The sequence below is a fragment of the Anoxybacillus suryakundensis genome, from assembly GCF_001418025.1.
GTDB lineage: Bacteria > Bacillota > Bacilli > Bacillales > Anoxybacillaceae > Anoxybacillus > Anoxybacillus tengchongensis.
In genome coordinates, this window is record NZ_LIOK01000030.1 from 1 (window position 1) to 12,847 (window position 12,847).

General features: G+C 40.0%; 8 protein-coding genes and 13 tRNA genes. 3 read left to right on the forward strand and 18 right to left on the reverse strand.

Going from position 1 to position 12,847, the window contains the following annotated elements:
* Positions 1-336: 336 nt before the first annotated feature.
* Positions 337-1,272 carry a 1,4-dihydroxy-2-naphthoate polyprenyltransferase gene (locus tag ASC42_RS13085; protein WP_055442070.1) on the forward strand — a complete coding sequence of 312 codons (936 nt, stop codon included), beginning with the start codon at positions 337-339 and terminating at the stop codon, positions 1,270-1,272.
* 86 nt (positions 1,273-1,358) lie between these two features.
* Positions 1,359-2,090 carry a yteA family sporulation protein gene (locus ASC42_RS13090; RefSeq protein ID WP_082435736.1) on the forward strand — a complete coding sequence of 244 codons (732 nt, stop codon included), beginning with the start codon at positions 1,359-1,361 and terminating at the stop codon, positions 2,088-2,090.
* A gap of 40 nt (positions 2,091-2,130) precedes the next feature.
* On the opposite strand, the gene ASC42_RS13095 is transcribed toward ASC42_RS13090, so the two are convergent.
* The 5 genes from ASC42_RS13095 to glgB are packed head-to-tail and all read right to left on the reverse strand — an operon-like array spanning position 2,131 to position 10,008.
* Positions 2,131-4,518 carry a glycogen/starch/alpha-glucan phosphorylase gene (locus tag ASC42_RS13095; RefSeq protein WP_055442072.1) on the reverse strand — a complete coding sequence of 796 codons (2,388 nt, stop codon included), beginning with the start codon at positions 4,516-4,518 and terminating at the stop codon, positions 2,131-2,133.
* Positions 4,505-5,959, reverse strand: a complete 1,455-nt coding sequence (glgA, locus tag ASC42_RS13100; protein WP_032100477.1) for a glycogen synthase GlgA — start codon at positions 5,957-5,959, stop codon at positions 4,505-4,507. Before glgA ends, ASC42_RS13095 begins: the two co-directional genes overlap by 14 nt.
* Positions 5,956-6,978 carry a GlgC family sugar phosphate nucleotidyltransferase gene (locus tag ASC42_RS13105; protein ID WP_055442073.1) on the reverse strand — a complete coding sequence of 341 codons (1,023 nt, stop codon included), beginning with the start codon at positions 6,976-6,978 and terminating at the stop codon, positions 5,956-5,958. The genes glgA and ASC42_RS13105 overlap by 4 nt, the downstream gene beginning before the upstream one ends.
* Positions 6,966-8,138 carry a glucose-1-phosphate adenylyltransferase gene (locus ASC42_RS13110; RefSeq protein WP_055442074.1) on the reverse strand — a complete coding sequence of 391 codons (1,173 nt, stop codon included), beginning with the start codon at positions 8,136-8,138 and terminating at the stop codon, positions 6,966-6,968. Before ASC42_RS13110 ends, ASC42_RS13105 begins: the two co-directional genes overlap by 13 nt.
* On the reverse strand, positions 8,086-10,008 hold the full coding sequence (gene glgB / locus ASC42_RS13115; RefSeq protein ID WP_055442076.1) for a 1,4-alpha-glucan branching enzyme: 1,923 nt from the start codon (positions 10,006-10,008) through the stop codon (positions 8,086-8,088). The genes ASC42_RS13110 and glgB overlap by 53 nt, the downstream gene beginning before the upstream one ends.
* A gap of 274 nt (positions 10,009-10,282) precedes the next feature.
* Here glgB and ASC42_RS13120 point away from each other — a divergent pair, with 274 nt between their 5' ends.
* A complete protein-coding gene (locus tag ASC42_RS13120) occupies positions 10,283-11,263 on the forward strand; it encodes a cation diffusion facilitator family transporter (protein WP_055442075.1) in 981 nt (326 codons plus the stop codon).
* A gap of 191 nt (positions 11,264-11,454) precedes the next feature.
* On the opposite strand, the gene ASC42_RS13125 is transcribed toward ASC42_RS13120, so the two are convergent.
* The 13 genes from ASC42_RS13125 to ASC42_RS13185 form a co-directional block, all read right to left on the reverse strand.
* Positions 11,455-11,526: transfer RNA gene (locus ASC42_RS13125), tRNA-Glu, on the reverse strand.
* An 11-nt stretch (positions 11,527-11,537) separates the two neighbouring features.
* A tRNA-Ser gene (locus tag ASC42_RS13130) sits at positions 11,538-11,629 on the reverse strand.
* Positions 11,630-11,632: 3 nt separating this feature from the next.
* Positions 11,633-11,707, reverse strand: a tRNA-Asn gene (locus tag ASC42_RS13135).
* Positions 11,708-11,726: 19 nt separating this feature from the next.
* Positions 11,727-11,800, reverse strand: a tRNA-Ile gene (locus ASC42_RS13140).
* 5 nt (positions 11,801-11,805) lie between these two features.
* Positions 11,806-11,876: transfer RNA gene (locus ASC42_RS13145), tRNA-Gly, on the reverse strand.
* A 181-nt stretch (positions 11,877-12,057) separates the two neighbouring features.
* Positions 12,058-12,133, reverse strand: a tRNA-His gene (locus ASC42_RS13150).
* Positions 12,134-12,141: 8 nt separating this feature from the next.
* Positions 12,142-12,214: transfer RNA gene (locus ASC42_RS13155), tRNA-Thr, on the reverse strand.
* 27 nt (positions 12,215-12,241) lie between these two features.
* Positions 12,242-12,334: transfer RNA gene (locus tag ASC42_RS13160), tRNA-Ser, on the reverse strand.
* Positions 12,335-12,348: 14 nt separating this feature from the next.
* Positions 12,349-12,425: transfer RNA gene (locus ASC42_RS13165), tRNA-Ile, on the reverse strand.
* Positions 12,426-12,433: 8 nt separating this feature from the next.
* Positions 12,434-12,507, reverse strand: a tRNA-Met gene (locus ASC42_RS13170).
* 12 nt (positions 12,508-12,519) lie between these two features.
* A tRNA-Ala gene (locus ASC42_RS13175) sits at positions 12,520-12,595 on the reverse strand.
* Positions 12,596-12,602: 7 nt separating this feature from the next.
* Positions 12,603-12,679, reverse strand: a tRNA-Pro gene (locus ASC42_RS13180).
* A 21-nt stretch (positions 12,680-12,700) separates the two neighbouring features.
* Positions 12,701-12,777: transfer RNA gene (locus tag ASC42_RS13185), tRNA-Arg, on the reverse strand.
* Positions 12,778-12,847: the final 70 nt, after the last annotated feature.

Sequence of the window (12,847 nt, forward strand, 5' to 3'; positions counted from 1 at the left end):
CATGGGCTGCCTGGAAGCTGCTCCTTCCAGCATGGGAAACCAACGGGAACAGCCTGCGGGTTAGAAGTCCGAACAGGAGCCGGGGAGACAGACTTTTCAAGTAGTCAAGGCTACAGGAGAGAGAAGAGTGTCCCCGATGATCCTAAGACCATTATCCAAGAACATCGCGAAAAGTCCAACCCCGATGTTTGTGAAATAGGTTTGCGACCCACGAGGGAGGGGCGCCCCTCCCCCGTGGGCAAGTCACCCAAGAATATACGATTGTCAAGGAGCGTATCGAACTGGAAGTTCGATTTAAAAATCTTTCTAAACATACTATACGAGGAGAAGAATAGTATGCCAACACCAGTACGTTCAAATACTCAAACGGTTCATTATAAACGAGACTGGCGTGTTTGGTGGCGATTATTGCGTCCACATACGCTTACTGCAGCGTTCGTTCCTGTGTCCATTGGTACTGTGCTTGCAGTAGATGAAACGCCGATTCACTTCCCCTTATTTTTTGCCATGCTCGTAGCATCATTATTTATCCAAGCAGCGACAAATATGTTTAACGAATATTACGACTATAAACGTGGACTAGATACACCTGAATCCGTCGGAATCGGTGGAGCGATTGTCCGCGATGGTATCTCTCCAAAAACGGTTTTACTACTTGCTTGGTCTTTTTTCGCTATTGCTATGCTACTTGGTGTTTATATTTGCGTTCATAGCAGTTGGTGGCTCGCTGTGATCGGCACTATTTGTATGGCAGCAGGATATTTTTACACAGGGGGACCCGTTCCGATCGCATATACCCCGTTTGGTGAATTGGCAGCCGGCTTTTTCATGGGGCTTACCATTATTTTAATTTCGTTTTTTATTCAAACAGGCACAATTACATCAACGCCTATTCTTGTTTCTGTTCCCATCTCTATTCTAGTCGGCGCTATTTTATTAGCCAATAACATTCGCGACTTAGAGGGGGACAAAAAAAGTGGTCGAAAAACGTTAGCCATTTTACTCGGTAGAAAACGGGCCATTTCGTTATTAGGTGGCATGTTTGTCACATCATTTTTATGGGTTGTATTGCTTGTTTTCGTTAAAACGATTTCGCCATGGACATTGCTCGTATTTTTAAGTGTTCCAAAAGCATGGCAAGCAACAAAAGGATTCATCGGAAAAACAAGACCGATCGACATGATGCCAGCAATGAAAGCAACAGCTCAAACGAACACACAGTTTGGATTTTTGCTCGTTGTCGGTCTATTTATTCATTATTGGATGCAATAATTGTTAAGAAAAACCATAGCCTTGGTGCTATGGTTTTTTCTTTTTAGTCCATACTATGCATAGTCGAATATAAAGGAGGGGTTATATTGGTAAACTTATCCGATTTGCGTGAACGGCTATTACAAGAAAAGCAGCAAATCATGCAAAGGTTAAAACAAAATGACCATTTCGGTCTCACGCGAACATCTGCCCATGACTCAGTTGGGGAGCTTTCAAACTATGACAATCACCCTGCCGACAGCGGAACAGAACTATATGAACGGGAAAAAGATATTGCTTTAAATGAACATACAGAAAAAGAGCTTCACGATATTGAACGTGCGCTACAAGCGATGGAACATGGGACGTACGGAATTTGCCAAATATGTGGAGAAGCCATTCCTCTCGAACGTCTTGAGGCCATTCCAACAACGATGTTTTGTAAACAGCATAGTGCGGATCAAGTTGTTTCACAACAGCGTCCAATTGAAGAAAGTGTTTTGTCTCCTCCATTTGGTGAATTTGTCGTTCATGAAGATATAGAAACATTTGATGCTGAAGATAGCTGGCAAAAGGTCGCTCGTTTCGGTACATCAGAAACACCTTCAGATGTTCAAGAAGATACGGTACATTATGATCGAATGTATATCGATGCCGGCGAACAAATCGGTTACGTCGAACCGCTTGAAACATTTGCAGCAACAGATCTCTACGGCACAGGTATTACAATTTATCCAAACATTATTCATGAACAATATGAACAAATGCTCGATGACGGACAATTAATGTCTCCGCTTGGTGATCTTCCAGCTTATGAAAAAGATCCTTATACTTCATAAGAAAGTCCTGTGAGCATATGCTTACAGGACTAACTTTTTATTAGCGAATATGCCAAATGTCGTGAGCGTATTCTTCAATCGTTCGATCGCTTGAGAAATATCCAGAACAAGCGATATTCGTCACGCTCATTTCTAACCATTTTCTCTCATTTTCATACGCTGCTCCCAACCGTTGTTGGGCATCGGCATACGATGCAAAATCGCGTAAAACAAAATATTGATCGTTGTGGGCAAGCAACGAATCGTAAATCGGTTCAAAATGATCGTACGCATCTGGAAAAAAGCCATTCACAAGTTGATTTACGACTTGATGAATCCGTTGATCATGATGGTAATATTCATACGAATGATATCCACCGTTTGCATAATAGTGCAACACTTCTTCTGCCGTCAACCCAAAAATAAACATATTGTCATGACCGACACGTTCTAAAATTTCAATATTTGCTCCATCTAGCGTCCCAATTGTCACGGCTCCATTCATCATAAATTTCATGTTTCCTGTTCCCGATGCTTCTTTACTAGCTGTTGAAATTTGTTCACTTACATCGGCAGCAGGGAAAATTTTTTCTGCCAATGAGACACGGTAATTTTCTAAGAAAATAACTTTTAACCGTCCGTTAATTTGCTCATCGCTATTCACTTTTTGTGCAACGGAATTAATTAACTTAATGATCCGCTTCGCATAATGATATCCTGGCGATGCTTTAGCGCCAAAAATAAACGTTCGTGGATGCATATCGAAATGCTCATCTTCTTTTAATCGGTTATATAAATGCATAATATGGAGTACATTTAATAGCTGTCTTTTATAGGCATGTAATCGTTTCACTTGCACATCAAAAATCGATGAGTCGTCTACAGTCACTCCTGTTTTTTCGTAAATATATTTGGCCAACTTCTGTTTATGGTCATGTTTCACTTTTGCTAATTGGTCTTGGAATGCATGATCGGTTGCATATTTTTTTAGTTGAATCAGCTGCTCTGGTTGCTTGATCCATTCTGCCCCAATGGCCTCAGTAATAAGAGAAGTGAGCCCTTTGTTTGCTTTTAACAACCAACGGCGATGTGTAATCCCATTCGTTTTATTGTTAAACTTTTCTGGAAAGTATTCGTAAAATAATTTCATTTCCCGATGCTTTAAAATTTCAGAATGTATTTTCGCAACACCATTCACACTATAGCTTCCTACAATCGCTAAATGAGCCATCTTCACAAGCCCATGAGCAATAATGGCCATCTCCTCGATTCTTTTCCAATCACCAGGATATCGATTCCATAAATCGCGACAAAACCGTTCATTAATTTCTTGCACAATCATATAAATTCGCGGCAATAACGGTTGGAAAATGTAAATAGGCCATTTTTCCAACGCTTCAGACAATGTTGTATGATTTGTATAAGAGATCGTGTTTGTCGTAATGTGCCACGCTTCGTCCCATCCCATTCCTTCCTCATCTAACAAAATGCGCATCAGCTCGGGAATAGCCAACACAGGATGTGTGTCATTCACATGAATAGCTACGTGCCGATGGAAATGTTGTAAATGACCGTAGCGTTGTCTATAATCACGTACAATACTTCCGAGGCTGGCTGCAACGAGAAAATATTGCTGTTTTAACCTTAAAATTTTTCCTTCATCGTTCGTATCGTCCGGATATAAAAATTCAGAAATAGCTTCCGTTTCTCGCTTATACTGCATGACGTGTTTATGAAGCGGAAATTTTGCGGGTTCAGCACTCCATAATCGTAGCGTGTTGACAGTTGTCGTATCGTACCCGATGACAGGCATATCATAAGGAACTGCCATCACTTTTTCTGTATCATAATGTCGAAACGTTAAACGCCCATCTTGTTCGTAACATTCTACTTTCCCCCAAAAATTGACCTCTACCGCTAAATCTTCTTTTTTTACTTCCCAAACGTTCCCATGACGCAACCATTGTTCTGGGAGCTCGACTTGATAACCATTCACTATTTTTTGATCAAATAAACCATGCTTATATCGAATGCCTTGCCCATGTCCGGGTAAGTCGAGAGAAGCAAGGGAATCTAAAAAACAAGCAGCCAATCGACCAAGTCCTCCGTTTCCGAGACCTGCATCCATTTCTACTTCTTCAATATGAGCTAACTCAATGCCTAGCTCTTTTAGTCCTTCTTCCACAACCTCTCGTATACCGAGATTCATTAAATTACTACCTAGCAAGCGACCTAACAAAAATTCAATTGATAAATAATATACTTGCTTTTTATGTTCGGCACGGTATCGTTCGTTCGTTTGAATCCAATGTTTACTAATATACTCGCGAATCATATTCCCTAGCGTATTGTATTGATCAAGGACAGTCGATTCCCAAAACCGCTTTCCATACATCATTTCTAATCGTTTCAAAAACGTTTGCTTAAACTCTTCCTTATTCGTGAACATAGATGCCACTCCCAGCCATTAGTTCGTCGTATAGTTGATTGTATTTAAACGCTGATTTTGCCCAACTGTAATCCCGACTCATTGCCTGTTTCATAATTCCTTCCCATATTTCTTTTTGTTCATAAAATGAACGGGCACGCTGGATGGTATATAACATATCATGCGCATTAAAGTTTTTAAACGTGAACCCTGTCCCTTCTTTCGTAAATTCGTTAAATGACTGCACTGTATCGTTTAATCCGCCCGTTTCTCGAACGATTGGCACAGCCCCATAACGCATGGCAATCATTTGACCGAGACCACACGGTTCAAATTTAGATGGCATTAAAAACATGTCCGCCCCCGCATAAATTTGATGTGCAAGCTGCTCCGAAAAGCCAATATATACACGCACACGATCCGGATATGTTATCGCCATTTCATGAAAGAAATGTTCAAACTCCCATTCCCCTGTTCCAAGGATAATCATTTGCACGTTTTCTGCTATCATTTCATGGAATACACATTTCACTAAATCTAATCCTTTTTGTTTTGTTAACCGCGACACAATAGCAATAACAGGAACATCTTCTTCTGATGGCAATGAAAAATGTTGTTGGAGAGCTCGTTTGTTAATACTTTTGCGCGCAATTGTCGTTACATCGTACGGCACTGCAATATGTGGATCTTTTTTCGGATTGTATATTTCATCGTCAATTCCGTTTAAAATTCCAACTAAATGTGAACTTCTTGCCCGCAATAACCCGTCAAGCCGCTCTCCATAATATGGCGTTTGAATTTCCTCTTTATATGTTGGGCTGACCGTTGTAATCATATGCGCTGATACAAGCGCTCCTTTCATAAAGCTGACATTTCCATAAAACTCTAAATGTTCGATAGAAAAATAACGGTCGCTTAAATTTAGTAAGTCTCCTAAAATTTCGCGTGGGAAAATGCCTTGAAATTGTAAGTTATGAATCGTAAATACTGTTTTCATTCGTGCGTAAAATGAATTGTTCATATATTCTTCACGCAGCAAAAATGGAATCATACCTGTATGCCAGTCATGGCAGTGAATCACACTCGGTTGAAAATCAATGACCGGGAGGGAATCGAGCACAGCGCGACAAAAATATGAAAAACGCTCACCGTCATCGTAATGACCATATAACGAATCCCGCTTAAAGTAATATTCATTGTCGACAAAATAATATGTAATTCCTTCATATTCCAATTGTTCAATTCCACAATATTGTCTTCTCCAACCAACGCGAACAACAAGCTCAGCAATTTTATTCATTTTTTGGCGCATATGTTGTGGGATCAAGCCATACTTCGGTAACATAACACGCACATCTGTCCCAAGCTTTTTCAACTCTTTTGGCAATGCACCAGCCACATCAGCTAAACCGCCTGTTTTTACGAATGGTACACATTCTGATACAACAAATAATACTTTCACGATTTCATCAGCGCTCCTTGTATTGTTCCTTTTCGAATGACGATTGGTTTTTTTGGTGTTCCCATTAACTTTACCCCGTCACCAATCCGCGCATCTTTATCAACGATTACATACGAAAGATGACAATTTTCCCCAATTTGACTTTTTTGCATAATGACACTGTTTTGAACGACAGTCCCTTTTCCGATTTTCACAGCCCTTGAAATGATGCTATTTTCAATTTCCCCTTCGATGACGCATCCGTTCGCAATCATTGCATTCCGAACGGATGCATGCGATGTATATTTGGTCGGCGGTTCATCTTTTACTTTTGTATAAATCGGTCTCCCTTTTAAAAACAATTGTTTCCACACATCTGGTTGGAGAAGTTCTAAACTATGATGAAAATAACGTTCGATACTATCAATGACCGCAACATATCCATCATATTCATAATCACATACTGTTAATCCGTTCGTTTGATCATTAACAACATCAACAATACTTTGATAATGATTTCTTTGTTGGTTAGCGATCAAATCGAGCAACAACGATGTTTCTAAAATAAACATGTCGAGCGATTGACCACGATGACATATACGAGTAATATCACACTCGTTCGTAATATGGCGGCGCAACACTTCCTCATAGTCAATATTGCACACGGTATAACTGTTACAAATAAGAGCGTACTTTTGTGTACTCCGCAAAAAATAGTCAATATGTTGTTGAAAATGTTGAAACGATCCAATATGAGAAATCGGGAGATCAGGCGAAGGGAAAAAAAACAATCCATCACGTTTTCGGTTTAAATCCCAATTTTTACCCGAACCAAGATGGTCCATTAATGAGCGATATTGATATTTCGGGAAAATAGCAACACTTTCAATACTTGAATTAACCATATTAGATAAAACAAAATCAATTAATCGATAACGTCCAGCAAACGGAACAGCGGCGATGGAACGTTGAATCGTCAAATCACTCATTTCTGGCTTATATGTTGTTGCATCAATGACCCCAAGCATTAATTTTCCCACGTTTTTTCATCCTCTCTCTCAGAAAAATGTCCCAAAATCTCTTCTGTCAGAAGAATGACTTCCCCATCATATGAATCGGCACAAATGAACGTTCCATCGGGAATTTCTATGTTCGGTGGGACAATCGCTTTTTCAATGTATACATTTTTCCCAATCACTGCATTAGGCATAACAACGCAATCTTTTACTGTCGTACCTTGTGAAATGTACACCCCTTGGAACAATACAGAATGTTCTACATTTCCTTCAACGATGCATCCTTCATTTACTAAAGACTCTTTTACTTGCGCATATGGGGCAATATATTGTGGCGGCTCATTTGGATTTACAGAATAAATGCGCCACGTATGATCGAATAAATTTAATGCCGGGGTATCTGCGAGTAAATCCATATTTGCTTCCCATAAACTTTTTACTGTTCCAACGTCTTTCCAATACCCTTTAAATGGATAAGCAATCAGTCGTTTCTTTTCATCAATAAGCAAAGGAATAATATCTTTGCCGAAGTCATGGCTCGAGCGATCATTTCTATTATCCATTTCCAAATATTCTTTCAAAATAGACCATTTAAAAATATAAATGCCCATAGACGCTAAATTGTTTTTCGGATGCGTCGGTTTTTCTTCAAACTCTATAATTTCCATATCTTCATTTGTATTCATAATTCCAAAGCGGCTCGCTTCTTCCCATGGTACTTCAATAACGGAAATCGTCACATCTGCCTTTTTCTCAATATGATATTGCAACATATCTGCATAGTTCATTTTGTAAATATGATCGCCAGAAAGAATGAGTACATACTCTGGATCATACTGCTTTAAATAGTTTAAATTTTGATAAATTGCATTTGCGGTTCCTTTATACCATCGCATTTCTGACGACTCGGCATATGGAGGGAGAACAGTTACCCCGCCATTTTTCCGATCTAAGTCCCATGCGCTTCCAATTCCAATATACGTATTTAACTCTAGCGGCTGATATTGCGTGAGCACCCCAACAGTATCAATGCCGGAATTAGCGCAATTGCTTAGTGTAAAATCAATAATGCGATACTTTCCTCCAAACGGAACGGCCGGTTTAGCTAAATTTTTTGTTAATGAACTTAATCTACTCCCTTGTCCCCCTGCGAGTAGCATAGCGACGCACTTTTTTCGTACCATGGCTTTCCTTCCCTTCTCTTCTTCTTGTTGGTCGTAAAATCGTTATAGCATACGGCGGAATCGTCATGCGAATATGATATGATTTTCCATGATATGGTTCTTCATATGCGACAAGCAATTTTTTATTTATATGACCTGCACCACCGTACATGACATCATCACTATTGAACACTTCTCGATACGATGTAAGAGCGGGTACCCCCACTTTGTAATCGTGATATGTGACATTTGTAAAATTACAAACAACAATCAACATATCCTCTTTCTTTCCTCGCCGAATAAAAGAAAAAATACTTTGTTCAGCGTTGTTCACATCAATCCACTCAAAGCCACTTGGATCATGATCACATTCATACAATGCTTTTTGTTTTTTATAAAAATGCGTGAGAGATTTCACGTAATCGTCCATTTTTCGGTGCATGTCAAAATCTAATAACATCCAATCGAGTTGTTCTAAATCTTTCCATTCATCAAATTGCCCAAACTCTCCACCCATAAACAATAGTTTTTTTCCTGGGTGCGTCATGAAATACCCATAAAGTAGACGAAGTTGAGCAAATTTATCCCAATAATCACCCGGCATTTTATTTAGTAATGATTTTTTTCCATGCACTACTTCATCATGGGATAAAGGCAAAATAAAATTTTCCGTATAAGCATATAACAATGAAAACGTCATTTTATGATGCATATGTTTTCGTTCATTGACGCTCGTTTCCATATAACTTAATACATCGTTCATCCAGCCCATATTCCATTTGTAGTTAAATCCTAAACCTCCATCGTACGTCGGTGCAGTCACTTTTGGCCAATCCGTTGAGTCTTCAGCGATCATTAATACGTTTGGATCAAAAGCAAACACAACTTCGTTTAATTTTTTTAAAAATGAAATCGCATATGGGTTCGGATGTAGCACATCGCTATTTGGCCAATAAAGCATATTTGCAACCGCATCAACACGAAAACCGTCAATATGGTAATACTCTAACCAAAATAAAGCGTTTGAAATTAAAAAGCTATGCACTTCCGGTTTTCCTAAATCAAAGTTGGCTGTTCCCCACACAATATTTTCACGATCTTGCATATTCATATATTCATATGTCGGTTGACCATCAAACATATATAATCCATGTGCATCTTTACAAAAATGCCCAGGTACCCAATCTAAAATAACACCAATTCCTTCTTGGTGACAGCGATCAATGAAATACATCAGATCACGGGGCGTTCCGTAACGGCTCGTCGCAGCATAGTAGCCTGTTCCTTGATATCCCCATGAGCGATCGAGCGGATGCTCAATAAGCGGTAATAGTTCAATATGAGTAAATCCGTGCTCAACAACATAAGGAATTAACTCATCTGCCATCTCCGCATATGTATAAAATTGCCCATTTTCTTTCTTTTTCCATGTACCGAGATGAACTTCATAAATAAATACTGGTTGTTCATAAATCGTTTTTCGCTTCTTTTTTCTTTGCCACGTTTGATCATTCCATTTATATCCATCTAACTGATATACAATAGAGGCTGTGTGGGGGCGTTCTTCAGCATAAAAAGCATATGGATCTGCTTTAAGAAGAGTGCGTCCATCTTTTGTTGTCATTTCGTATTTATATAAATGCCCTTCTAAATTTTTTGGGACAACAATCATCCATACTCCTTGGTCGTTTATTTTTGTTAATTCATGCTTCTCTCCGTTCCAGTCGTTAAACGTCCCAACAAGTCGAACTTTTTCGGCATGTGGAGCCCATACACAAAAACGTGTTTCTACTCCCCCATCTTGTTTCACAAGATGGGCCCCGAATAAATGGTAGCTTTTATAAAACGTTCCTTCGTGAAATAAATGCAACTGCAAATCGGTTGGACTCATCGTTAGCAAATGTTCATCCTTCCTTTCTTCAAAGGGTACAGAAATAATTCCGTACTGAATATATTACACTAGGTCATATAAAATTCCTGTAAGAAAATTAAGATATTTTTCGACAATGTTCAACAAATCACATGCTAAATATGACGAAATGAAAATCAATACGAACATTCATAAAATTGTCGATTGATTATCAAATGGTAATTATATAGAATATTTTATAGTAATTATTATATATACTTTTTTATATTTATTTTAAATAATAAGGAGAGTTTATATGTACGATTTTCATCATTTACCGCATATGAAAGTACAGACGACGTCAAAAAAAGCACTTTGGACGACATTGTTGTTAACAACTTTTTTCACGATTGTAGAGATAGTAGGGGGCATTTTATCTAACTCTCTTGCTTTATTATCAGACTCAGCGCATATGGCTTCCGATGTGATCGCATTAGGACTAAGCATGATTGCCATTTATTTAGCTTCTCGTCCACCAAATAAAAAATTCACATTCGGTTATTTACGATTTGAAATTATCGCCTCATTTTTAAATGGGCTTGCGCTTATCATTATTGCTATTTGGATTTTCATCGAAGGAATTCGTCGTTTCATTCATCCTGAAACTATTCAATTTTCCTTCATGCTAACCATCGCAACGATTGGATTTGTTGTCAATCTCGTATTAACTATCGTTTTAAGCAGAAGTATGAAAGAAGAAGAAAATTTAAATGTAAAAAGCGCGTTATGGCACTTTATTGGTGACCTACTCAGCTCTATCGGTGTTATTATTTCAGCTATTTTAATTTACTTTACAAGAATATATATATTTGATCCGCTTATTAGTATGGTCATTGGTGGCATTATCTTTATAGGTGGAGCAAAAATTGTTCGAGAATCGTATTTTATTTTAATGGACGCAGTTCCGCACGAATTTGATATCGAACGCATCCGAACCGATATTCTATCTATTGAAGGCGTTGAGGATGTACACGAATTGCATATATGGTCCATTTCAACAGATCATTATTCTTTAACTGCACACGTTCTCAGTCATGAGCACATTCAACCATTTTATGTAATTTTAGCAATTAATGAAATGTTAAAAGAAAAATACAATCTCTCCCATGTCACCGTTCAAGTTGAACATCCATCTATTCATCAACACGGAGAGTATGGAAAGAAATTTTTAGAACGGAAAAATAAAATGCATATAGGTGAAGAAGAAGTATATAAAAACGTTACTCACATTGAGTAGCGTTTCTTCTTTTTTATGCTCTATAGATGAAAACGATGTATCAGCATGTTAAAGTGAAGCATTGGGGTCAATATGATGTGGGGATGGTAATACTTTTTTACAATTTGTTCTTAAAGCAAAGCAGAACAAATTCCTGGTTTTGTACAAATATAAAAAGGACATCTCCTGATAGGAGATGTCCTTTTTATTAGTGACCCGTACGGGATTCGAACCCGTGTTACCGCCGTGAAAGGGCGGTGTCTTAACCACTTGACCAACGGGCCATATGTGGCAATGGCGGAGAAGGCGGGATTTGAACCCGCGCGCCGCAAAACGCGACCTAACGGTTTAGCAAACCGTCCCCTTCAGCCACTTGGGTACTTCTCCAAATGGCTCCGCAGGTAGGATTCGAACCTACGACCGCTCGGTTAACAGCCGAGTGCTCTACCACTGAGCTACTGCGGAATAAAAGTACAAAAACAAATGGGCCTAAGTGGACTTGAACCACCGACCTCACGCTTATCAGGCGTGCGCTCTAACCAGCTGAGCTATAGGCCCATGTAAGCGGGTGATGGGAATCGAACCCACGACATCAGCTTGGAAGGCTGAGGTTTTACCACTAAACTACACCCGCATGATCGACTAAACTCTCCATAAACAATACTACTCGCTACACCTAATCATGCCTCTTCCTCTACTCGCAAACTCAATGATGATTGATGCGTCGAGGCAACTCGTAGCTTATTCAACAGATGCGTTGCTCGTGGCTGAGGTTTTACCACTAAACTACACCCGCACAGTTAAAACGAATGTTATGGGGCGACTAGTGGGAATCGAACCCACGAATGCCAGAGCCACAATCTGGTGCGTTAACCACTTCGCCATAGCCGCCACAATGATGCCGGCTGCAGGACTTGAACCCGCAACCTACTGATTACAAGTCAGTTGCTCTACCAATTGAGCTAAGCCGGCATGACAAACAACAACTAAGACTATATATGGCGGAGGAGGAGGGATTCGAACCCCCGCGCGCCTTTCGACGCCTCTCGGTTTTCAAGACCGACCCCTTCAGCCAGACTTGGGTACTCCTCCGTATAATATGAACATGGTGGACCTTGTAGGACTCGAACCTACGACCGGACGGTTATGAGCCGTCTGCTCTAACCAGCTGAGCTAAAGGTCCTAAGCTAGTAGCGGCGGAGGGAATCGAACCCCCGACCTTACGGGTATGAACCGTACGCTCTAGCCAGCTGAGCTACGCCGCCATTATAAATATATGGTGGAGCCTATCGGGATCGAACCGATGACCTCCTGCGTGCAAAGCAGGCGCTCTCCCAGCTGAGCTAAGGCCCCTTAACAATGGTCGGGAAGACAGGATTCGAACCTGCGACCCCATGGTCCCAAACCATGTGCTCTACCAAGCTGAGCTACTTCCCGTCCTCATCATGATTATAAACATGGCGCGCCCGAGAGGATTCGAACCCCTAACCTTCTGATCCGTAGTCAGATGCTCTATCCAATTGAGCTACGGGCGCATATCAAGTGCCGAGGGCCGGACTCGAACCGGCACGGTAGTCACCTACCGCAGGATTTTAAGTCCTGTGC

What these genes read in the sequence shown, in the direction of transcription:
- ASC42_RS13085 (WP_055442070.1), top strand. Translation starts at nt 337, where the DNA reads ATGCCAACACCAGTACGTTCAAATACTCAAACGGTTCATTATAAACGA.
- ASC42_RS13095 (WP_055442072.1), bottom strand. Translation starts at nt 4,518, where the DNA reads ATGTTCACGAATAAGGAAGAGTTTAAGCAAACGTTTTTGAAACGATTA.
- ASC42_RS13110 (WP_055442074.1), bottom strand. Translation starts at nt 8,138, where the DNA reads ATGGTACGAAAAAAGTGCGTCGCTATGCTACTCGCAGGGGGACAAGGG.
- glgB (WP_055442076.1), bottom strand. Translation starts at nt 10,008, where the DNA reads ATGAGTCCAACCGATTTGCAGTTGCATTTATTTCACGAAGGAACGTTT.
- ASC42_RS13120 (WP_055442075.1), top strand. Translation starts at nt 10,283, where the DNA reads ATGTACGATTTTCATCATTTACCGCATATGAAAGTACAGACGACGTCA.